The sequence below is a fragment of the Janibacter sp. A1S7 genome (assembly GCF_037198315.1).
Lineage (GTDB): Bacteria > Actinomycetota > Actinomycetes > Actinomycetales > Dermatophilaceae > Janibacter > Janibacter alittae.
In genome coordinates this window covers 492,937-515,103 of record NZ_CP144913.1, presented here as the reverse complement: position 1 = coordinate 515,103, position 22,167 = coordinate 492,937, and the positions used below count along the sequence as shown (strand labels likewise).

Here is a 22,167-nt window from a genome sequence, read left to right as displayed (position 1 = left end):
ACACAGGTATACTTGAACTCTGATTCAGATTCAAGTCTCCGCGAGGTCGCATGGTCGAGTCCGCCCTCCCCCGGGCAGAGGCCCATCGGGGCGCTCTGGCGACCGCCCTCGCCGCGCTCTTCGGCGTGACGGGGCTCGGCAGTGCCGCGGTGGCCGTGTCGCTGCCGGTCATCGCCCTCGACCTGGACGTCACGCCCGGACGAGCCGCTCTCGTCGTCAGCTGCTACTCGCTGGCCCTGGCCGTCGGCAGCGGCATCTTCGGTCGACTCGCGGACATCCACGGCATCCGCGCCCCCCTGGTCCTGGGCCTGTGGGTCATGGTGGCGGCCGCGTGCGCGGGGGCACTCGCGGACAGCCTCCCGACGTTGATCACCGCCCGCGTGATGCAGGGTCTGGGCGCGGCGGCGGTACCCGCCCTGACACTGGCGGCAGTCCAGGCGATCTTCCATGGCGACGGACGAGCCCGGGCGATGGCGACGTATGCCTCCGTGGGGGCCACGGTCAACGTGCTCGGGCCCGTCGTGGGGGCGGCCCTCGTCGGCTCCCTCGGCTGGCGACCCGTTGTCGCGATCCCCGTCGTGGCACTGGCCCTGCTGCCCCTGGTGCGACGGGACCTGCCGACGACCCGCCAACCCGGCGCAACCCTCGATGTGGGCGGAGCCGCTCTCATCGCCATCGCGGCCAGCGGTGCCGTGCTGTCCCTCCAGGTCGCCACCCTGGGCCCGGTCGTGGCCGCCCTGGGTCTGGTTGCCCTGCTCACGGCCACACCCGTCGCCGTGCTGCGCGCGCGCCGCCACCCCGAAGGCGTCCTGCCGCTGGCCATGATCACCGACAGCGGCGCCCGCACGAGCCTGCTCACCGCCGTCAGTCTCTCCTCGTCGTGGTTCGGCATGCTCGTGGCCATCCCCACGGCCCTCGTCGCGGCCGGGTGGCCGATCCTGCACGTCGGGCTGCTGCTCATCCCCTGCGCCGCGCTCGGGCTGCTCGCCCCGCGCCTGACGGCTCCGCTGCTGCTGCGCCTGGGCGCGGCGCACGCCCAGCGGGTCGCCGGCCTGGGCGTCCTGTCCGCCCTGGCCCTGGCCGCGCTCGGGATCGCGCTCACCTCGCCCTATCCGCTCGTGCTCGCCACGCTGGTGCTGATGACCTCCTTCGGTCTGGGGCAGCCGGCGATGACGATGCTCGTCGCCGAGTCGGTCCCCACCCGAGGACGAGGCGGGGCGCTGGGCCTGTTGACCCTCGTCTTCCTGCTGGGCGGGAGCCTCGGCGCGGCCGCCGTGGGCGGCCTCGGCGGGGTGATCGGCTTCGACGGGGCCGTGCTCGTTCTGGCTCTCGTCCCCCTGACCGCCGTGGTCGCCCTGACCCGACACACCGCATCCACCCATCCCCACCCCGAGGAGCACCATGAGTGACCCGTCCACCGCCGCCGACCACGTCCTGTACGACGTCACCGAGGGCGTCGCCACGATCACCCTCAACCGCCCCGACCGCCGCAACGCCATGTCCCGGCCCATGCTCGAGGGGCTGAGCCGTTTCCTGGAGCAGGCCGAGCAGGACCCTGCGGTCCGCGCGCTCGTCCTCACCGGCGCCGGCCGCGCGTTCTGTGCCGGCGGTGACGTCAGGGACTTCGACGAGCAGGGCGGCGAAGGGGGCGGGGCCACCGAGGTCGACCCGGTCGCCGTGGCCGAGCAGCTGCAGAACCAGGAGGAGACCGTTGCCCGGATCCACCGGTTCCCGAAACCGGTCATCGCCTCCCTCCCCGGAGCCGCAGCCGGCGCCGGTCTGGGTCTCGCGCTGGCCGCGGACCTGCGCATCGGGACGCCGCGCACGGTCGTGGCCACTGCCTTCGCAGCCGTGGCGCTCTCCGGCGACTACGGCGTCGCCTGGCTCCTGACCCACCTCGTCGGCCCGGCCAAGGCCCGCGAGCTGCTCATGCTCAACCCACGTCTGGACGGTCAGGCCAGCCTGGACCTGGGGCTGCTGAACCGACTGGTGGCCGAGGACGAGCTGGTCGAGCAGACCCGTGTCCTGGCCCGCCGACTCGCCGACGGCCCGACCCTCGCGCTGGCCCACATCAAGCGCAACCTGCTCGAGGCACCGCAGCAGACGCTGTCCGAGTCCATGGCCGCCGAGGTTCCGCGGCACAAGGAGTGCGGCCTGTCCGCCGATCACGTCGAGGCGGCGCGCGCCTTCGTGGAGAAGCGTCCACCCGTCTTCGGCCGCTGACGGGAGCGTCCCGCCCACCAGGGAGGGGATGGTCGAGCCGGGCCGACTAGATGTACCCGGCCATCACGTTGGTGACAGTCGGCTGGTCGGGGTGTGACCGCCGAGTGCGGTGTGGCGGCGTTCAGTGTTGTAGTGCTCGAGCCAGGGCGCAAGGGCAGCGCAGCGTTGGTCGTTGCTGGTGAAGACTTCTCGGTAGGCCCATTCGGTCTGCAGGGTGCGGTTGAACCGCTCCACCTTGCCGTTCTGCCAGGGGCAGTGGGGCCGGATGAACTTGTGTGTGGCGCCCAGTTCCTCCATCGCCTCGCGCACGTCGTGGGAGTTGCGGTAGGAGAAGTGGTTGTCGGTCATCACCCGCTCGATCGTGGTGATGCCGTGGTCGGCGAAGTACGCGGCTGCGCGCTTGATGAACCCGGCGCAGGTGCGCCCTTTCTCGTCGGGCAGGATCTCGCTGTAGGCCAGCCGGCAGTGGTCATCGACCATCGAGTGGACGTAGTCGTAGCCGATGCGGGCCCTTTTCTTCGCCGCGGTGGAACCCATTGCCCGTCCGTGGGCCTTCCACCCACCACCGTGGGGGATCTTGCCGATCTTCTTCACATCGACGTGGGTCAACTCGCCCGGACGCTCGCGTTCGTAGCGCACGGCAGTGGTCTTCGACGCGCGGATGACTTCCCCGGTCAGCGGGTCGCACTCGCGCAGGTAGGGCACGCCATGGCGTCGTAGGACCCGAGAGACGGTACGGGCGGGCACGTCGAGCTCGGGACCGAGCCAGTCCTGGCCACGACGTTCCTGGCGGCGGGTGGCCACGATCTGCTCTTCGATTTCGACCGGGGTCTGGCGCGGGCAGTGGTGCGGACGCGAGGAACGCTCGTGCAGACCGGCCGGGCCTTCCTGACGGAACCGGTTGATCCACCGGTGGGCGCACTGGCGGGAAACGCCTTGGGCCTTGGCGGCGTGGGCCACAGCCCACCCCTGCTCGCAGACCCGCTCCACCAACAACTGACGACCACGCACGGTCAGTCGGGCATTACTGTGGGACACGAGGACCTCCGGTCGGTCGGCGACTTAGACATCACCCACCGCACCCGGGGGTCCTCCCTTACGTCAACGACCCAACCGGAGTGTCACCAACCTGTCGGCCGGGTACAACTAGACCCCGAGGTATGCCTGCTGCACGGCCGGGTCCCCCGCGAGGACTGCGGCGGCGCCGGACAGGACGATCCGCCCTTCGGCCATGACATAGCCCGACGAGGCGATTCGCAGGGCAGAGGTCGCATTCTGCTCGGCCAGCAACACGCCGATGCCCTCCTTGTTGATCCCGACGATGGCATCGAAGACCTGCTGTGTGATCAGGGGTGCCAACCCCATGGACGGCTCGTCGAGGATCAACATCCTCGGGTCGGACATCAGGGCGCGGCCGATGGCCGCCATCTGCTGCTGCCCCCCCGACAGGGACCCGGCCGACTGGGTCCGCTTGTCCTTGAGCACCGGGAACAATTCGTAGGTCCGGTCCAAGAGGGTTCGGACGCGGTCCTTGTGCCGGCGGCCGGTGTACGCCCCCAGCACGAGGTTCTTCTCCACCGACATGCGCGGGAAGAGGTGCCGCCCTTCGGGGCAGTGCGCCAGTCCCTTGCGCACCAGCGCAGCCGTGCTGCTCCTCGTGGTGTCCTCACCCGCGAAGTCGACTCGCCCACCGGACGGTCGGAGCACTCCACTGACGGCGCGAAAGAGCGTCGACTTGCCCGCTCCGTTCGACCCGAGGACGACCGTCAACTCACCCGTCGGGGCAGTGACGTCGACGGAGTGCAGGACGTTGCCCGCGCCGTAGCCGGCACTGAGTCCGGTGATGGTCATCATGATGGCGCTCCTGTCGTTCTCGTATCGACCCCGAGGTACGCCTCGATGACGAGCGGGTCCCTCTTGATCTCCTCCGGGCTACCCAGGGCGATGCGCTGGCCGTGGTCGAGGACGACGATCTGGTCGGCCAAGTTCATCACCATGGACATCTTGTGCTCGACGAGGCAGACCGAGATCCCACGCGCGACGATCTGCCGGATGAGATCGCCGAAGGACTCGGTCTCCTCGTCGGTCGTCCCGGCAGCCGGCTCGTCCAGGAGCAGCAGCCGCGGCTCGGTGGCCAGGGCCAGGGCGATCGAGATGCGCTTCTGTGTCTCCTGCGGGAGAGTCGAGGCGAGTTCGTCGCGCAGGTGGGCGGCGCCCACGAAGTCCAGTTCCTCCATCGACTTCTCGTGGTTCGCCTTCTCGTCACGGCGGTACCGCGGTGTGTGCAGCACTGCGTCCAGGGGATTGGACCGACCCCGTACGACACAGGCGGCCAGGACGTTCTCGAGCACGGTGGCGCCATCGAAGAGGTGCGTCGTCTGGAAGGTCCGGGCGATCCCTGCACGGACCGTCCGGTGGGGCTTCTGTCCGGTGATGTCCGCTCCGTCGAAGGTCACGGTCCCGGATGTCGGTCTGTAGAAGCCCGCGAGCAGGTTGAACAGGGTCGACTTGCCGGCACCGTTCGGTCCGATGATGGCCGTGACCTGCCCCTCCGGGACGTCGAGGTCGACGCCCTTGACCGCGTCGAGACCACCGAACGTCTTGCTGAGGTCGCGTACCTGGAGCAGCATCAGCGCACCTCCTCATTCGTCTTCCGGGCTTCTGGTGTCTCGTCGTCGGAGGTCTCCGGTCGCCGTGCAGCCCGCCGCCGCCCGCGGTGAGAGGGGATCAGGTCGTTGAGGTAGCCGACGATCCCCTTCGGCGCGAAGATGACCAGCAGGACGATGATCGGCCCCAGGACGATGAACCGGTAGGACTGCAGATCCTGCAGCGCCTCGAAGAGGAAGGCCACGAGCAGGCTCCCGATGATCGGTCCCATGACCGTCCCCATGCCACCGATGAGCAGGAAGAGCAGGAACTCGAAGGTGACATCGATGGCCGCCGAGTCGGGACCGATGAAGCCGGTCAGGGATGCGAACAACCCACCCGCCAGACCGGCCGTACCTGCTGACGCGGTGAAGGCGAGCTGCTTGCTGACGGCGACGTTGACGCCGATGGACTTGGCGAGGTCCTCGGACGTGCGGATGGCCACCAGGGACCGGCCAGCGTTGGACCGCAGCAGCGCGTGGGTGGTGTACGCGGCGCCGCCCAGGATGAGCAGCACGAAGTAGTACATCGTCGTCGGTTGCGTGAAGTCGATGGGCCCGATGTTCTCCGGGAACTTCACCCCGCTGACGCCCGAGTGAGCGTGCGTCACCGACTCCCAGCGGGTGATGACGATGAAGATGAGGAAGCCGAGGGCCATCGTGAAGATCGCGAAGTACGCCCCCTGGGTCCGTAGCGCGATCAGGCCGGAGGCGTAGCCGAGGACCGTGGTGATGACGATCGCGAGCAGGAAGGAGCCCCAGAAGGACCAGTCGTAGTCGGTCGTCAGCAGTCCCACGACGTAGGCGCCGACCCCGAAGAACGCCCCGTGCGCCAAGGACAGCTGACCGGTCAGGCCCAGGATGATGTTCATCCCGTAGGCGGCGATCGCGTAGATCGTCGCCGTCGTGACCACGCGGATCAGGTAGGGCTGGCCGTTGAGGACGAGAGGCGCCGCCACAAGCGCGATCACGATGAGGGCGACACCGAGCAGACGCGGGTTGATCTTCTCCATCATCGCTGTTCCACCGTTCCGAACAGTCCCGTCGGCCTGACCGCGAGGACGCCCATGAGGACGACGAAGACCGCCGCCTCTCCTGCTGCCACCGAGATGTACGTCGAGGCCATCACCTCAGCGATGGCGATGACGAACCCCCCGATGATCGCGCCGGGAAGCGAACCCAGACCCCCCAGGATGATGATCGCGAAGACGATCAGGTTCAGCGACTCGCCCATCGCGGGCGACAGGAGCTGGATCGGCGCAACCAGGCCCGCCGAGATGGCCACCAGCGCGAAGGACACCGCAAAGGTCACCATCGAGACCACGCTGGGGTTGATCCCGACGAGCGTGGCACCCGTGCGGTCCTGCTCGACGGCCTCGATCGCCTGGCCGTGCACGGACTTCTTGAGGAACCACGTCAGCGCGGTCAGCACGACCATGGCAATCACGATGATGATGATCCGCTGCCACGAGATCTGGGCTCCCACGACGGTCAGACGCCCGGCGAAGGGAGAGTCCATGCGCAGGAACCCCGTGCCCCAGATCTCCTGGACCACAGCGATGAGGAAGAACATCACCCCGACCGTCGCGATCATGTGGTGCGTGTGCGGCGCCTTTCGCAGTGGGTGGAAGATGAGCCGCTCGAAGACCACCCCGATGACCGCGAGGATGAGCGCCGCGCACAGGATCGCGACCACGTAGGGCAGGCCGCCGTCGACGAGCAGCGAATACGTGACGTACCCGCCGAGCATGAAGATCGCCCCGTGGGCCAGGTTGGGAAATCCGAGCACCCCGAAGACCAGGGTCAACCCGACGGCGGCCAGGCAGTAGATGCCGCCCAGGGCCAGGCCATTGACCAGCTGCTGGAGGAAGAGGGTCATTCGACGCTCATTCCTTGGGCTGGTCGATCGAGAAGGTCTCGTACTGCCCGTCCTTGGTGCGGTACCCCGCCTTGAGGTCGTCCGCGATGAAGTGCCCCGCGTCGGTGACGCGGTCGGGCGAGAAGGCCACTCGGAACGTGGGATCGACCGTGTCGATGCTCTCGCTGATGGCCTCACGGATGGCCGCCGGGTCATCGACGGTTCCCGCCGACTCCATGGCCTTGATGAAGACCGGCAGCGCCTGGTAGTTCAGGGCGATGTCCGGGTTGACCGGCTTGTCCGTGGAGTACTTCTCCTTGTACGAGGAGATGAACTCCTGTGTCCCCTCGAACGCCGTCAGGGGTGCGACCCCGACCGAGTTGTTGAGGTTCGCGGGATCGGTGAACTCCTCCATGTCCTCGAACTTCGCCTGGTCGTTGATCATGAAGGACCCCTTGAAGCCCTGCTTGCGCGCCTCTTCGATGATGATCGCCGTCGGCTGCGACGGCCCACCGACGAGGATCACGTCCGGGTCTCCGGACAAGGTCTTCGAGACGGGGCCGGCGAAGTCGGAGACCGTGGCGTAGTTGATGTTGTTGCTCTCCTGGACCTCGCCACCCTTCTCCTCCCACGCCTTCGTCATGGCCTCGGTCCACTGCTGGCCGAACTCGCTCGAGGTCGAGAGGAGACCGAGCTTGCCGCTGCCCTGGGTGTCGACCTTGCTGATGAACGGAGCGACGTAGCTGATGAACGACGGCGGGATCATCACCGTGAGCGGATTGCCGCTCTCGACGATCTCCGGGTCGGAGCTGTAGGCACCGATGAGGAACTCGGTGCGCCCCGAGTTCAGCTCCTGGGCCGCCTTGATCCCACCGGCGTGTGGGACGAAGACGACGGTGGCGCCCTCCTGCTCGACGAGGCGCTGCGCGTTGGTCCCGGTCGTACCCGGCTGGTACTGGTCGTCGAGGCTCTCCAGCTCGACGGTGTAGTCCGTGCCATCGACCTCGACGCCCTTCTCGTTGATCTGGTCAATGGCCATCTGCAGGCCGTTCTGCACGTTCTTGCCGTACTCGGCGGCCCCCCCGCTGATCCCTGCCGAGTAGCCGATGGTGATCGTGTCGGAGTCGGAGCCACCCCCTCCGGAGCCTCCACACGCTGCCAACGTGGCCACCAGGCCACCACTGGCCATGGTGGCGACACCGCGGATCGCGCGCTTCGACAATGCTGCAGCCATCGTGTCTCCTCATTGAGATCAATTATGAACCTGCGTTCAAGTTCAAGTTCATCGACCTTATGGAAGCGCCGCAACCCTGTCAACAGATGGCTTCACCGACCACCCGGGCGCACTTATCGCTCGAAGTACGCCCTCGGGTTGGTCACGAGCATCGTGTCGATGTCCTGCTCGCTGGCACCGCCCTCGAGCAGGGCGGGGATGACGTCCTCACTGATGTGGCGGACGTTCCACCGGGGCACGACCTGCCGCTTGGCCTCGGGGTCGAACCAGTCGATGAAGCACGCGGCATCGTGGGCCAGCACCATCTTCTCCGCATAGCCCCGCCGCAGCAGCTCCAGCACGGTCGCCACCCGGTCCTCGAAGGGCAGCAGCACGTCCAGGCCGAAACGGTCCATGCCGAGGTAGGAGCCGGCGTCAGCCACCGTCATCAGGTAGTCGAGGTCCGTCGTGTCGCCGGAGTGGCCGATGACCACCTTCGACAGGTCGGCGCCCTCCTCCGCAAGCACGCGTTGGGTGACGAGGCCCGACCCGGTGTGCGGGTTGGTGTGCACCGTGATGGGAGCACCGCTCTGGGCGCTCGCCTGGCCGACCGCGCGCATGGCCCGCTCGACCCCCGGGGTGAGACCCTGCTCCTCGATGGCGCACTTGAGGAAACCGGCGCGCACACCGGTGCCTGCGATCCCCTCCCGCAGGTCCGTGAGGAAGAGCTCGGTGAGCGGTTCCGGCATGTCGAAGAGCAACCCCGGTCCGCTGTAGTGGAACTGGAAGGGGATCTCGTTGTACGTGTACAGACCGGTGGCCACGACGACGTTGAGGTCGATCTGCTCGGCGACGCGCTGCACCCGTGGCAGGTAGCGCCCGAGCCCGAGGACGGTGGGGTCGAGGATGGTGTCGATGCCCAGGGACGGAAGCGCCCCCAGCTCCTCGACCGCCTCGGCGACCGTGGTGTCCTCGTCCCAGTCGTCCAGGTAGTTCTGCCGGTACTCCTCCCCGAGCACGAAGACGTGCTCGTGGGCCAGCACACGGCCCAGATCGGCGGAGTCAACGCTCCCGGTCACGGTCGGTACGGCCACCATGTGAAGCCTCTCGTCGAGTTGTGTCCTCGGAGACTAGAGGTACCTGAATCGAGTTTCAAGAGCGTGGCCACCTGCCCTCACTCGGCCAGTTGTCGTCCTCTCAGCTCCGGCAGGAGGAAGCTCGCGGCGGCGGCGACGGCGAAGGCCGCGGTGAAGATGGAGAAGACGAGGACGTCCCCGCTCGCCCCGCCGCGCTCGAGGAGGAAGGGCACCAGCAGCGGTGCGAGGATCGAGGCCAGTCGCCCGAACCCCGCCGCGGCACCGGCACCCGACCCGCGCACCGCGGTCGGGTAGATCTCCGGTGTGATGGCGTAGAGCGCACCCCAGGCACCGAGGTTGGCGAAGGAGAGGGCGCAGCCGGCGACGATGATCGAGGTCACCGAGTCGGACTGCCCGAAGAACCATGCTGACACGGCGGAGCCGACGAGGAAGGCCGCGAGCGTCGCCCGCCGACCCCACACCTCCACGAGGACCGCGGACAGCAGGTAGCCGGGCAGCTGGGCCAGCGTGATGATCAGCGTGTACATGAACGAGGTCGTCACGTCGTGACCGCGGGCGACGAGCAGGGACGGGATCCACAGGAACGCGCCGTAGTAGGCGAAGTTCACTGCGAACCACACGATCCAGATGCCCGCCGTGCGCCGCCGCAGTCCCGGGGACCACAGCCCGTGCGCCTCGACCACGGCATCGACGGGGGCCGGCTCCCCCTTCGCCCTGACCGCCGCCTGCGCGTCGACGCCTGCGGACTCCTCGAAGGCACGCACGACCGCCTCGGCCTCCTCGTGGCGCCCACGGGTGTCCAACCAGGCGGCCGACTCGGGCAGACCGAAGCGCACGACGAGGGCGTAGACGGCCGGGACCAGACCGAAGGCCAGACCCCAGCGCCAGCCGTCGTCCCCGTGCGGGATGACGTAGAAGCCGATGACGGCGGCAAGGATCCAGCCCACCGCCCAGAACGACTCGAGCACAACGACGAGACGTCCCCGCATGCGCGTCGGGGACAACTCGCTCACGAGCGTCGAGGCGACGGGCAGCTCCGCACCGAGCCCCAGCCCGACGAAGAACCGCAGGACCAGGAAGAGCGTGACCCCACCCACGAGCGCGGACGCGCCGGTGGCCACCCCGTAGACGACCAACGTCGTCGCGAAGACCGCCCGCCGGCCGAAGCGGTCCGCCAACCGTCCGCCGAGCGTCGCGCCGATCGCCATCCCGACGAAACCGATGGTCACGATCCACGACTTCTGGCTCGTCGTCAGGCCCCACTGCTCGGCGAGGACGACGATGACGAAGGAGATCAGCCCGACGTCCATCGCGTCGAGGGCCCATCCGACACCGGAGCCGACGAGCAGCCGGGTGTGGCGTCGCGTGTACGGCAACCCGCCCAACCGATCGGCTCGGGACGGGCTCGGGCTACTGGTCATGGAGATCCTCCCGCATCAGTGTTCGGGGCCATCCTCCACCAGGAGGAGGGCCCCGATCCCGCAGGTGCCTCGATCAGAGCCGTGTGGTCAGGACTCGTCCTTCCTGCGGTCGCGGGAGACCGCCCTGCGACGACGACCGAGCAGGTACCCGAGCAGGAGCCCACCGATCCCGACGACCCCATACGGTGCGTAGCTGCGCATGAGCGCAGGCAGCACCGCCGCGCCGAGGTCGAGGGAATCGCCGGAACCACCGCCGGACCTCGCTCCGGCGGTGCCCGTCGAGGCCCCGGAGGCCGAGGGTGGGGCCGCCCCCGTGGCAGCGGGCTGCGCGGGCGCCGCGGACTCGGGGGGCCGTCCCGAGGATGCGGCGGCCCCCGTGGCAGCCGCCGCGGGCATGGCCGCCGCCGCAGGGGCTGCGGCCCCGGTCGCGCCGGAGCCCGAACTCGCCGCGGGAGCGGTGCCCGGGTCGGCGCCGGCAGGAGCGGAGTCGCCGGCCGGCGCACCCGCCGATACGGGTGCCTCCGCCGCCGATGGTGCCGACTCCTGCTCGGTCGGGCCGGTCACCTTCGTCGCGAGGCAGTCGACGAATTGCCCCAGCAGTGCGTCCGAGACGTCCTGCATGACCCCGCGACCGAACTGCGCGGGCTTGCCGGTGACGTTGAGGTCGGTCACGACGGTGACCGAGGTCTCCGAGCCGGACTCGGTCATGCTCATCGTCACCGTGGCCCCGGCCGTACCGTTGCCGCGCTTGTCCCTGCCCTTGGCCTCGATGACGGCCCGGTGGGCACTGTCGTCCCGCTCGACGAAGGACCCACTGCCCTTGTAGACCATGGCGATCGGTCCGAGCTTGACCTTGACCGTCCCGTCGAACGAGTCGCCGTCCGCGGACGTCAGGACGGCTCCCGGGAAGCACTCGGCGACCCCTTCGATGTCCATCATCGTGGCCCAGGCGGTGTCGATGGGCGCGTTGACGGTGAACTGGTGCTCCAGATCCATGACTCACACTCCTGCTGCGGCAAGCACCGCTCGGCGGGTCAGGACGCCCGCGAGGTGCTGTCGGTAGTCGGCTCCGCCATTGAGGTCGGAAGGGGGGTCGGTGCCCTCGGCCGCCCTCGCCGCCGCCTCGCGGACGGCGTCGGCCGTGGGAGCCTGCCCGATCAGGGCCTGCTCCACGGATCGGGCACGAAGGGGGGTGGCGCCCATGTTGGTCAACGCCACCCGGGCATCGGCGATGCTGCCGCCCTCGACCGTGAGGTTGGCAGCCACCGCGACGAGCGACCACTGGTGCACCACGCGGACGAACTTCTCGTAGTGGGCTCCCCATCCGGTGTGCTTGGGGATGCGGATCTGGGTGAGCAGCTCGTCCTCCCCCACTGCGCTGGTGAAGAGCCCGACGAAGAAGTCCTCCGCTGCGATGGTGCGTGAGCCGTTCGGGCCGACGACGACCATCTCGGCATCGAGCGCCAGGGCGGGTGCGCCGACGTCGCCGGCGGGGTCGGCGTGCACGAGGGCGCCGCCGACGGTGCCGCGGTGGCGCACCTGCGGGTCGGCCACCTGGGCGAGCGCCACGGACAACAGTGTGGCGTGCTCGACGACGAGGGGGTGCTTGCGGGTCTCGTCGTGGGTGGCCATGGAGCCGATGACGACGGCGTCGCCGTCGTCGGTGATCTCCCGCAGCTGCGGGATGCGGCCGAGGTCGATGACCGTCTCCGGGGAGTTCATCCGCAGCCGCAGGATCGGCAGCAGGCTCTGGCCCCCGGCGAGGACCTTGGCGTCGTCACCGTGCTGCGCGAGCGCGGCGAGCGCCTCCTCGACCGTCTGCGGTGCCACGTAGTCGAACTGGGACGGGATCATCGCACTGCTCCTTGCGAACCATTGGTGTGGTCTTGGATCGCGCGCCACACCCTCTCGGGTGTGCACGGCATCGTGATGTCGTTGATGCCGAAGGGCCGCAACGCGTCGACCACGGCGTTGACGACCGCGGGCGTGGAGGCGATGGTGCCGGCCTCGCCGACGCCCTTGACCCCCAAGGGGTTGTCCGTGGACGGGGTCACCGTCCGGTCGGTGTGGAAGGTGGGCAGGTCCGCCGCCGTGGGCAACGTGTAGTCCACGAAGGACCCGGTGACGAGGTTGCCCGCGTCGTCGTAGACCGCCTCCTCGAACAGCGCCTGGGCGATCCCCTGGGCGAGTCCACCGTGCACCTGGCCGTCGATGAGCATCGGGTTGATCGGTGTCCCGATGTCGTCGACGCAGGCGTAGGTGCGGATGGCGACATGGCCGGTCTCGGTGTCCACCTCCACGGCGCACAGGTGTGTCCCGTGGGGGAAGGAGAAGTTGCCCGGGTCGTAGGTGGCCTCCGAGTTGAGCGAGGGCTCCATGCCGTCCGGCAGGTCGTGCGCGGAGAACACCGCGAAGGCGATGTCCCCGAAGGGCACGGACGAGCCGGGGGCACCGACGACGGAGAACGTCCCGTCGGCGTACTCGAGGTCGGCCTCATCGGCCTCCAGCATGTGCGCAGCGATCCGGCGAGCCTTCTCGATCACCTTGTCGACCGCCTGGACGACCGCGACCCCACCGACCGTCAAGGACCGGGACCCGTAGGTGTCCAGCCCCTTCGGCGAACTCTCGGTGTCGCCGTGGATGATCTCGACGTCCTCGAAGGGCACCCCCAACCGGTCGGCGACGATCTGGCTGAAGCCGGTGACGTGCCCCTGGCCGTGCGGACTGATGCCCGTGACGACCTCGACCTTGCCGGTCGGCAGGACCCGCACCGATGCGCTCTCCCAGCCGCCCGCGCCGTAGTCGAGGGAGCCGAGCACCCGCGAGGGCGCCAGACCACACATCTCGGTGAAGGTCGAGATGCCCAGCCCGAGCTGGATGGGGTCGTTGCTCTCGCGACGCCGGGCCTGCTCGGCCTTCAGCTCGTCCCACCCGGCGAGCGCGAGCGCCTTGTCGGTCGCCGCCTCGTAGTTGCCGGAGTCGTAGGTGAGCCCTGCGACGGTGGTGAAGGGGAACTCCTCGTGCGTGATCCAGTTCTTGCGGCGCAGCTCGAGCGGGTCCATGTCCAGCTCGGCCGCGAGCTCGTCCATGATCCGCTCGATGCCGAAGGTGGCCTCGGGCCGGCCCGCGCCCCGGTAGGCGTCGGTGGGCACCTTGGTCGTGAAGACCCCGTCACAGCGGAAGCGGTAGGCCGGGAACTTGTAGATGCCGGGGAACATGAATGCCCCGAGCACCGGTACGCCCGGTGTGAGCAACCGCAGGTAGGCACCCATGTCGGCGATGAGGTGGACGTCCAGTCCGGTCACCTTCCCGTCCCGGGTGGCGGTGATGGTGAGGTCCTGGATCTGACCTCGACCGTGGTGCGCGGCCGACATCGACTCCGAGCGGGACTCGGTGTACTTGGCCGGGCGGCCGAGTGCGCGGGCCACGAGTGTCGCGATGACCTCTTCCGGGGTGATGGTGATCTTGCCGCCGAAGCCACCACCGACGTCGGGTGCGATGACCCGGACCTTGTGCTCCGGGATGCCCAGGGTCAGGCCGAGCATCGTGCGCAGGATGTGCGGGATCTGCGTGCTCGACCAGATCGTCACCGCCTCGTCGGCCGGTTGGACGACCACGGAGCGCGGCTCCATGAAGCCCGGGCTGAGGCGCTGCTGGATGAAGCGCCGCTTCACCGTCACCTCGGCGTCGCGGGCGGCGTCCTCGACCGACCCCCCGGAGCCGGCGGCCGCGGAGTCGAGCTCCCACGTGTAGGACTTGTTGGTGCCCGCGGACTCGTGGACGAGGTCGGCCCCGTCGGCGAGCGCGGCCTCGAGGTCGAGGACCGCCGGCAGCGGCTCGTAGTCGACGTCGATCTCCTCGAGCGCGTCGACGGCCTCTCCCTTGGTGCGGGCGGCGACGACCGCGACCGCGTCGCCGGCGAAGTTCACCTGGTCAACGGCCAGGGACGGCGCCCCGGGGTTGACCATGTCCGGCGTGACCGGCCAGGCGCATGGCAGGTCGCCCTGGACATCGGCGAAGTCGCGACCCGACCACGCGCCGAGGACGCCCGGCGCCGTGCGAGCGCCGCTGACGTCGATCGAGGCGATCTTCGCGTGGGCCATCGGGCTGCGCAGGATGGCCAGGTGGACCATGCCCGGCAGCATCATGTTGTCCACCCAGGTGGTCCGGCCGGTGATGAGGTGGCGGTCCTCCTTGCGCTTGCGCGAGGCGCCGATCTGCGAGGTCGTGCTGGTGGGCTTGTCGTCGACGGCGGTCATGACCGCTCACCGCCCGCGACCTGCTGCACGGCCCGCACGATGTTCTGGTACCCGGTGCACCGGCAGAGGTTGCCCTCGAGCCCGAGGCGGATCTCCTCCTCGGTGGGGTCGGGGTTCTCCTTGAGCAGGTCGATGGAGGCCATGATCATCCCCGGCGTGCAGTATCCGCACTGCAGCGAGTGGCAGTCGGTGAAGGCCTGCTGCATCGGGTGCAGCTCACCGTCCGTCGCCAGACCCTCGACGGTGTCGACCGCCTGGCCGTCGGCCTGGACGGCCAGCACGGTGCAGGACTTCACGCTCGAACCGTCGAGGTGCACGGTGCACGCGCCGCAGTTGCTCGTGTCGCACCCCACCACCGTCCCGGTCTTGCCGAGCTGCTCACGCAGGTAGTGCACCAGCAGCGTGCGTGGTTCGACGTCGTCGGTGTACTCGACACCGTCGACTTGGACACTGATCCGGGTCATCGTTGACTCCTTCGTTGGTGTGCCGTCAGGTCGTGCTCTGGTGGTGCGGGAGTGCCGGAGCCCTGTCGTCTGCTCCCCGGCGCCGTCCGTGTGCCGGATCGGCCCGCAGGCGTCGATCAGGGGCTCCCCCCACCGGGCGGCGTCAGGTCAGAGCGGGGCCCGGGTGCGGCGAGACGGTCGGTCACAACATCCACCGACGCCACTGTCGGGTCCATGCTCGGATCATGGTCCATTGCGGGTGTCTCGGCAAGGGTCCGTACGCCGCAGGAGCCCAAGCAGTGGCCACGGGCGTGCGCCCGGACAGCGCACGAGCCTAGGCAGGTGCGAAGGGGGTGGCTTCCAGCGCGAGCAGCTGCCGCTTCGCCTCGGGGCCGCCGCGGTAACCCCCTTCGCTCCCGTCGCTGCGGAGCACCCGGTGGCACGGGAGGACCACCGGGACAGGGTTGTTGGCGCAGGCGCTGCCGACGGCCCTGACCGCACGGGGTCGTCCCGTTGCGGCCGCCAGCTCGGCGTACGTGGTGGTGCTCCCGTACCCGATCGCCGGCAGGGCACCGACGACCTCCCGGCGGTAGCCGCTGAGCAGGCGCAGGTCGACAGGCACCTCCACCCGTTGCGAGCGCCCCTCGAGGTAGTCGGCGAGCGCGTGCGCGGTTGCGTCCAGCCGGGCAGGAGCGCGCAGCACCCGGGGGCTGACACGGTCGGCGAGGTCGGCCAGGACCGCGTCGTGGTCCTCGAGCGCGAAGGCCACCCGCACCACACCCGCACCCGTTGCCGCGACGAGCAGCGGACCGAGGGGCGAGTCGAGGACGCGGTAGGCGACGTCGAGCAGGTCTGCTGCGACAGCGCGCTCGACGAGATCAGCGTGCAGGTCGTTGAGGTGGTTCATCGGATCTCCTTCTCGCGCAGGGCCTTCAGACCGTCACTGGCTGCGCGACGGGATGCTGCCTCGGTGCCGCCGACGAGCCCGGCGATCCGGGCGTGCGACAGCCCCCCGAGGTAGCGGTAGGTGATCACCTGGCGTTGCTTGGTGGGCAGCCGGGCCACGTGACGCCACAGCCCTTCGTCCTCCGCCTCGGCCCCCTGGGTGGGGACCTCCGGCAACTCGGGTACGGGGTCGGTGCGGCGCCGGACCCTGGCCCGGTGGACGTCGGTGCACTTGCGACGGGCGACCGTCGCCAACCACGCAGCGACGTCGAGGTCGGGCGGCAGGTCCGGCCACGCGGACAGCGCCGCGAGGAAGGTCTCGCTCCACGCATCGTCGACGTCGGCCGCATCGAGCCGCGACCGGCAGATCGCGAGCACCCGCGGTCCGTGCTCGGCGACGACGAGCTCGAAAGGCGCCTTCGGAGCTCCTCCGTCGCTCCGGGGGAACCGACTCGCCGCATCTCCACTAGAAGAGGGCATCGCGGACCTCCGCGGCCGGTTCCTCGAGCGCGAGCAGCCGGCGCTTGCGCTCGATGCCTCCCGCGTATCCGGTGAGGGCTCCGCCCGCCCCGACGACCCGGTGGCAGGGCACGACGATCGAGATCGGGTTGGCGCCGACGGCCCGACCGATCGCCTGGGCCGCGCCGCCCAGCTCGGCGGCCAGGACGCCATAGGTGAGTGTCTCCCCGTAGGGGATGCGGGTCAGCCGCTCCCACACGCGGCCGTGGTGCTCACCGCCGCGCAGGTCGAGCGGCAGGTCGAAGTCGCGTCGCTCCCCGTCGAGGTACTCCCCCAGCTGGGTCGCGAGGGACGTGAGGACCGGCTCGTCGCTCTCCGTGAGCGGGCCGAAGGTGTCGGGGTCCGGCAGGGTCCAGTGCCCCGGGAAGTACAGGCCCACGAGCACCGTGCCGCGCCCGGTCCCGCCGAGGACGGCTGTGAGTTCACCGATCCCCGTCGGGAGCAGCGCGTGCCGGGTGGTCATGGGGTCGATCATGGTGGATGTCGTCACACCATGTGAACGCACGGGCCCACGGATCCGTGAGGTCAGTACCCTCCCCGGCATGAGCATCCGCGCATGGCAGGCCCAGCAGCTCGGCACCCCGGCCGACGTCCTCACCCTCGTCGAGGCACCCAGCCCGGCACCCGGCCCCGGACAGGTGCGGGTGCGGGTGCGTGCGAGCGCGGTGAACTTCGCCGACACCCTGATGTGCGCCGGCGACTACCAGGTCAGGCCCGATCCTCCCTTCGTCCCCGGCCTCGAGGTGTGCGGCGACGTGCTGGAGGTGGGCGAGGGCGTGACCCACGTGGCCGTCGGCGACCGGGTGCTCGGCGGGACCGCGGTGCCGCACGGTGGGTTCGCGAGCGAGTGCCTGATGGAGGCGAGTCGGACCTTCTCGGCCCCGGTTGGCCTGGACGACGAGGCGAGCGCCGCCCTGATGATCAGCTACCAGACCGGGTGGTTCGGACTGCACCGTCGGGCCGGACTGCGCGAGGGGGAGGACCTCCTGGTCCACGCCGCCTCCGGTGGCGTCGGGTCGGCTGCCGTGCAGCTCGGCAAGGCGGCGGGAGCGCGGGTCATCGGCGTGGTCGGAGGTCAGGACAAGGTCGCCATCGCCCAGCGGATGGGCTGCGACGTCGTCATCGACCGCAAGAGCGAGGACATCATCGCCCGGGTCAAGGAGGTCACCGACGGGCACGGCGCCGACGTCGTCTACGACCCGGTCGGCGGCTCGGCGTACACCGCGAGCACGAAGTGCATCGCCTTCGAGGGGCGGATCATCGTCGTCGGGTTCGCCAGCGGGCGCATCCCCGAGCCGCGGCTGAACCATGCCATGGTGAAGAACTACACGATCCTGGGCCTGCACTGGGGCCTGTACGAGCAGCACGAGCCGCAGTCGATCCGTGACTGCCACGCCGAGCTGGTCCGCCTGGCCGATGCGGGACGGATCGAGCCGCTGGTGGCGGAGACGTTCGCCTTCGACGAGGTCCCCGACGCCCTCACCCGAATCGCCGGCGGCTCGAGCACCGGTCGGATCGTCGTCACGGCGGCCCCTCGATCCGCAAGAGCATGAGCAGTTGCGGAAGGGACCGCCCACCGAGCCGCAAGAGCCCGAGCAGGTGCGAAGGGGGCGGCGCGCCTCAGCCGGGGAATGCCGTCCGCGACGCGAGGGCCTCCTCGAGTTCGGACTGCGCGTCGACCATCTGGCGACGTACCCCCTGCTGTAGGTCCTCCCGGGCGAGGCAGGCTCGTGACAGCGCGAGCGTCCCCTCGTTGACGAAGCGGGACGGGTAGTTCATGGCGGCCACCCGGGAGAGGGCGTCCTCGCCGAGCCACTGGGTCATCAGCGGGACCTCGATGAAGTACCGCTCGACGTAGGGCTCGACGAGCGAGAGGTCCTCCGGACCCCAGAAGCCGGCCGAGATCGCGACGAGCTCGTGGTTGCTGCGCTCCCGGTTGGTCGTCAGGTCCGCCCAGGCCTCCCCCTTCGCCTCCACGGTCGGGATCGCCGCTCGCGCGGTGAGCGCACCGAGCTGACCGGTCATCGTCCGGTCCTCCTCGAGGGCGCGGTCGATCTCCGCGGCGCCGATCACACCACGACGGCTGAGCTGGCCGAGCAGGATCCACCGGAAGTCGACGTCGCCCTCGAGCCCGGTGGGCAGGTCACGGCCCTGCGACCAGGGCACGAGGCGCCCCTCGACGTCGTCGGTGGTGCGCGCGACCAGACGCGCTGCGTGCAGCGCCCGTGAGGACCCGGGCTCGGCAGCGGCGAGGACCTTCTCACCCACGCGGGCCATGCGGGCCCGGGCCGCGGGCTGCTCCGCATCCGGGAGCAGCACGCGGATGACGCGACCGGTCAGGTGCATCCCGGCGCGCGAGAAGATCGAGTCGTTGTCCTCGGTGACCAGTGCCGCCTCACCAAGATCCACGAGCAGGCGCGGGTCGACCCGCGCCGTGGCGACGCCGTCGCGCAGCCCGACCCAGATGACCGCTCGGGCCTGCGCGTCGGACAGCAACGGCAGCTGCCCACGCAGGGAGTCGAGGGACTGCTCGTCGAGGACCGGTGTGGCCCAGGTGCGGTCGCCGGCGTTGGGCAGCACGAGCGGCGCCTCCAGGTCGACGCCGGGCACAGGCGCCTGCGAGCCCTCGAGAGTGAGGTCGACCCGGGAGGTCTCCACCCCGCCGTCGTAGGTCGCGATGTCGAAGACGTGCGGACGGTCGGCGGGATACGCACCCGGGGCGGTGCGCGAGACGGTGCCGGCCATCCTGGCCACCTCGACGGCGTCGACGCCGGCGGTCTCGAGCCAGGCGCGGCTCCACCCGTCCAGCTCGCGCCCACTCGCCTCCTCCATCGCGCGCAGGAAGTCGGCGAGGGTGCCGTTGCCGAAGGAGTGCGCGGTCAGGTAGTCGCGGATACCGGTGAGGAAGGCGTCGTCGCCGATGAACTCGATCAGCTGGCGGATGACAGCGGCGCCCTTGGCATAGGAGATCCCGTCGAAGTTCGCCAGGGCGGACTTCGCATCCGGAGCGGGTGAGCCGGCGACGGGGTGGGTCGATGGCTTGCGCTCGGCCGAGTAGCCCCACGACTTGCGCGACATCGTCGAGTCGATCCACGCTTCGGAGTAGTCCGTGGCCTCCACGAGGCAGCGGTGGGCCATGTACTCGGCGAAGGACTCGTTGAGCCACAGGTCGTCCCACCACTGCGGGCTGACGAGGTCGCCGAACCACATGTGGGCCATCTCGTGGCTGATCGTGTTGGCGCGGGTGAGCAGCTCGTCGCGCCCCACCGCTCCGCGGAAGAGGTAGGAGTCCCGCAGCACGACGCAGCCCGGGTTCTCCATCGCACCGGCGTTGAACTCCGGGACGAAGACCTGGTCGTAGTCGTCGAAGGGGTAGCGGATCCCGAAGATCGAGTGGAAGTAGTCGAAGCTGGCGCGGGTCACCGCGAGCATCTCGTCCGCGTGCTCCTCGAGCTGCCCGGCCATCGACGCACGTGCCCACAGGCCGAGTTCGATGCCGTCGTGCTCGTCGAGCACGGACACGTACGGTCCGGCGCACAACGCGACGAAGTACGTGGACAGCGGCTTGGTCTCCGAGAGGTGCCACACTCCCGTCTCGGAAGTCGTCGCAGCGCCGTTGCCGATGACCTTCCACTCCGCCGGGGCCGTGACGGTGACGGTGTAGGGCGCCTTGATGTCGGGCTGGTCGACGCAGGCGAAGACCGCGGGCGCGGCGTCGAGGAAGAGGTGGCTGAAGACGTAGTCCTCGCCGTCAGCAGGGTCGGTCGCCCGGTGCAGGCCCTCGCCGTCGTGGCTGAATCCCATTGTCGCCTCGACCTCGACGACGTGCTCGCCGGTGGTCACCGGCAGCGGCAGCCGCCCCTCGATGAGTCCGTCGATGTCGAGCGGCTCGCCGTCGAGCGTGGCCGAGTGCAACGTGACCGGCTTGCAGTCGATGAAGGTCGCCCCGGTGCCGCTGGCGGTCAGGTGGATGCGGGTGCGGGAGCCGAAGGTCTCGGCCCCCCGGTCGAGGTCGAGGTCGACCTCCATCCGGGTCACGGACAGCAGGTCGGCACGGTGGAGGGCTTCGTCGCGGGTCAGGGAAGGCACACGAGCATCCTGTCACCGCAGGGCTCCTATCATCGTCAGCAGCACCCTGAACTGAGCCGCCGCGTCGACGAGAGCGGCAGACGGAGGCCGGATGAGCACCCAGACCCGCGATCGCGGACTGCTGCCGCTGCTGCTGGCCCGCGCCCGTGCCCACCGGGTGGAGCCCATCACCACGCGGCTGGTCGCCTCCATCTCCCGGGAGAACGCCGCGTACGACACGAGCGGAGTCGTGCCCGACCAGGACCTGTGGCGATCGTGCCACGACAACGTCGAACGCGTCCTCGACATGCTCGTCCTCGCGGTCCTGCCCGACGGCAGCCTCGCCTCGGTCGAGGACATGGAGCCCCTCTTCGACGCCGCGCGGGCCACCGGACGGCGACGGGCCGAGCAGGGCCTGCCCCTCGACGACGTGCTCCGCTCGTACCGCATCGGCGGACGACTGATCTGGGAGGACCTCGTCGCGTATGCCGACCCGCCGCTGGATCCCGAGAGCTTCCGGGACCTGGGGGTGTGGCTGTGGGCCAGTGTCGACACGTCCTCCGCCGAGGTGGCGCGCTGCTACCGCGCGACCGAGCAGCGACTCCTGCGCGCCGATGCCCAGCGGATGGCAGCGCTGTGGGAGGGGTTGCTCGGCGGCCGAGCCCGTGATCAGGCCTTCGCCCAGGAGGCATCCCGTGCGATGGATCTGCCGGCCGAATCCCCTCTCCTGCTCGTGCTGGTGCCCGGGAGCACCCCGGAGGAAGCAGCTCTTGCCGTCGATCCCGTCGTGCGACAGCACGGACTGTCGACGTCGTGGCAGGCACGGGCCGGTGGCGACGTCGTCGGCCTGCTTGCCCTGCCCGCGGGGACCGACCACCGGTCCTTGGTCGGCGCGTTGGGCCGGCTGACGGGGGTGGACGGTGGGGTCTCGAGCCTGTGCCACCGCCTCGCCGACGTCGACGTGGCCTTCGAGCAGGCCAGGATGGCCGCCGAGGGTCTGGAGCAGGGGGTGGGCATCCTCTCCTACGACGAGCGCCTCGTCCCCGCCCTGCTCCTGAGCTCCCCGCAGATCGCCGGCCAGCTGGTGGACCACTGGCTCGGCCCCCTTCTCGCCCTGCCCCGGACCGAGGGTGAGGAACTGCTCGACACCCTCGATGCCTGGGTGTCCGCCGGTGGATCCACCAGCCGGGCAGCTGCCGCGCTGCCGTGCCACCGCAACACCGTGCTCAATCGGCTGACGCGGGTCTCGGCGCTCCTCGGCCGCCGCCTCGCGAACGAGCCGCCACCCATGGGTCTGGCGCTGGCCCTGCACGCCCGTGCGATCGGCCTCGGCTGAGCCCTCCGACCACGGGACGCTCCCGGCTGTGCGGATTGCACAGAGTTGAGTCCTCGATCGTGGGCGTCCACGCGTGGCGGCAGCGCCCCCGGCTGGGTGTACTGGTCTGGCACCTCCGACACCGCCGTCGACCCCGGGAG

At 69.8% G+C, this 22,167-nt stretch carries 20 protein-coding genes; 4 read left to right on the top strand and 16 right to left on the bottom strand.

Features of this window, described 5'->3' with window-relative positions; translation table 11 throughout:
• The first annotated feature begins 50 nt into the window (after positions 1-50).
• Both V1351_RS02510 and V1351_RS02505 read left to right on the top strand, forming a co-directional pair.
• Entirely contained in the window at positions 51-1,409 is a 1,359-nt protein-coding gene (locus V1351_RS02510) for an MFS transporter (protein WP_338750409.1), read from the top strand.
• Positions 1,402-2,223: an enoyl-CoA hydratase-related protein gene (locus V1351_RS02505; RefSeq protein WP_338750408.1), complete on the top strand. Its 822-nt coding sequence runs from the start codon at positions 1,402-1,404 to the stop codon at positions 2,221-2,223. Before V1351_RS02510 ends, V1351_RS02505 begins: the two co-directional genes overlap by 8 nt.
• Positions 2,224-2,286: 63 nt before the next feature.
• On the opposite strand, the gene V1351_RS02500 is transcribed toward V1351_RS02505, so the two are convergent.
• From V1351_RS02500 to V1351_RS02430, 15 genes are all read right to left on the bottom strand, one after another.
• On the bottom strand, positions 2,287-3,261 hold the full coding sequence (locus tag V1351_RS02500; protein WP_338748613.1) for an IS481 family transposase: 975 nt from the start codon (positions 3,259-3,261) through the stop codon (positions 2,287-2,289).
• Between the two features lie 108 nt (positions 3,262-3,369).
• Positions 3,370-4,077: an ABC transporter ATP-binding protein gene (locus tag V1351_RS02495; RefSeq protein WP_338750406.1), complete on the bottom strand. Its 708-nt coding sequence runs from the start codon at positions 4,075-4,077 to the stop codon at positions 3,370-3,372.
• Positions 4,074-4,853, bottom strand: a complete 780-nt coding sequence (locus tag V1351_RS02490; protein ID WP_338750404.1) for an ABC transporter ATP-binding protein — start codon at positions 4,851-4,853, stop codon at positions 4,074-4,076. Before V1351_RS02490 ends, V1351_RS02495 begins: the two co-directional genes overlap by 4 nt.
• Positions 4,853-5,884 carry a branched-chain amino acid ABC transporter permease gene (locus V1351_RS02485; protein WP_338750402.1) on the bottom strand — a complete coding sequence of 344 codons (1,032 nt, stop codon included), beginning with the start codon at positions 5,882-5,884 and terminating at the stop codon, positions 4,853-4,855. The genes V1351_RS02490 and V1351_RS02485 overlap by 1 nt, the downstream gene beginning before the upstream one ends.
• On the bottom strand, positions 5,881-6,747 hold the full coding sequence (locus V1351_RS02480) for a branched-chain amino acid ABC transporter permease (protein ID WP_338750400.1): 867 nt from the start codon (positions 6,745-6,747) through the stop codon (positions 5,881-5,883). The genes V1351_RS02485 and V1351_RS02480 overlap by 4 nt, the downstream gene beginning before the upstream one ends.
• A gap of 7 nt (positions 6,748-6,754) precedes the next feature.
• Positions 6,755-7,960 carry an ABC transporter substrate-binding protein gene (locus V1351_RS02475; protein WP_338750398.1) on the bottom strand — a complete coding sequence of 402 codons (1,206 nt, stop codon included), beginning with the start codon at positions 7,958-7,960 and terminating at the stop codon, positions 6,755-6,757.
• Positions 7,961-8,073: 113 nt separating this feature from the next.
• Positions 8,074-9,036: a phosphotriesterase family protein gene (locus V1351_RS02470; RefSeq protein WP_338750397.1), complete on the bottom strand. Its 963-nt coding sequence runs from the start codon at positions 9,034-9,036 to the stop codon at positions 8,074-8,076.
• A gap of 77 nt (positions 9,037-9,113) precedes the next feature.
• Positions 9,114-10,457 carry an MFS transporter gene (locus tag V1351_RS02465; protein WP_338750395.1) on the bottom strand — a complete coding sequence of 448 codons (1,344 nt, stop codon included), beginning with the start codon at positions 10,455-10,457 and terminating at the stop codon, positions 9,114-9,116.
• An 87-nt stretch (positions 10,458-10,544) separates the two neighbouring features.
• On the bottom strand, positions 10,545-11,453 hold the full coding sequence (locus V1351_RS02460; RefSeq protein ID WP_338750393.1) for an SRPBCC family protein: 909 nt from the start codon (positions 11,451-11,453) through the stop codon (positions 10,545-10,547).
• 3 nt (positions 11,454-11,456) lie between these two features.
• Positions 11,457-12,311 (bottom strand): FAD binding domain-containing protein, encoded by an 855-nt coding sequence (locus V1351_RS02455; RefSeq protein WP_338750391.1) that lies wholly within the window; start codon positions 12,309-12,311, stop codon positions 11,457-11,459.
• A complete protein-coding gene (locus tag V1351_RS02450) occupies positions 12,308-14,716 on the bottom strand; it encodes a xanthine dehydrogenase family protein molybdopterin-binding subunit (protein WP_338750389.1) in 2,409 nt (802 codons plus the stop codon). Before V1351_RS02450 ends, V1351_RS02455 begins: the two co-directional genes overlap by 4 nt.
• Entirely contained in the window at positions 14,713-15,180 is a 468-nt protein-coding gene (locus tag V1351_RS02445; RefSeq protein ID WP_338750387.1) for a (2Fe-2S)-binding protein, read from the bottom strand. The genes V1351_RS02450 and V1351_RS02445 overlap by 4 nt, the downstream gene beginning before the upstream one ends.
• Positions 15,181-15,493: 313 nt before the next feature.
• Entirely contained in the window at positions 15,494-16,066 is a 573-nt protein-coding gene (locus tag V1351_RS02440) for a methylated-DNA--[protein]-cysteine S-methyltransferase (RefSeq protein WP_338750385.1), read from the bottom strand.
• On the bottom strand, positions 16,063-16,584 hold the full coding sequence (locus V1351_RS02435) for an RNA polymerase sigma factor (protein WP_338750383.1): 522 nt from the start codon (positions 16,582-16,584) through the stop codon (positions 16,063-16,065). Before V1351_RS02435 ends, V1351_RS02440 begins: the two co-directional genes overlap by 4 nt.
• The gene (locus V1351_RS02430; protein ID WP_338750381.1) at positions 16,571-17,086 is read right to left on the bottom strand and encodes a methylated-DNA--[protein]-cysteine S-methyltransferase; all 516 of its coding nucleotides are present in this window, start codon (positions 17,084-17,086) and stop codon (positions 16,571-16,573) included. The genes V1351_RS02435 and V1351_RS02430 overlap by 14 nt, the downstream gene beginning before the upstream one ends.
• Before the next feature lie 79 nt (positions 17,087-17,165).
• Here V1351_RS02430 and V1351_RS02425 point away from each other — a divergent pair, with 79 nt between their 5' ends.
• Positions 17,166-18,176 carry an NADPH:quinone oxidoreductase family protein gene (locus V1351_RS02425; protein ID WP_338750379.1) on the top strand — a complete coding sequence of 337 codons (1,011 nt, stop codon included), beginning with the start codon at positions 17,166-17,168 and terminating at the stop codon, positions 18,174-18,176.
• Positions 18,177-18,243: 67 nt separating this feature from the next.
• On the opposite strand, the gene pepN is transcribed toward V1351_RS02425, so the two are convergent.
• The gene (pepN, locus tag V1351_RS02420) at positions 18,244-20,712 is read right to left on the bottom strand and encodes an aminopeptidase N (RefSeq protein ID WP_338750377.1); all 2,469 of its coding nucleotides are present in this window, start codon (positions 20,710-20,712) and stop codon (positions 18,244-18,246) included.
• A gap of 91 nt (positions 20,713-20,803) precedes the next feature.
• Here pepN and V1351_RS02415 point away from each other — a divergent pair, with 91 nt between their 5' ends.
• On the top strand, positions 20,804-22,027 hold the full coding sequence (locus tag V1351_RS02415) for a PucR family transcriptional regulator (protein WP_338750375.1): 1,224 nt from the start codon (positions 20,804-20,806) through the stop codon (positions 22,025-22,027).
• The last annotated feature ends 140 nt before the right edge of the window (positions 22,028-22,167 follow it).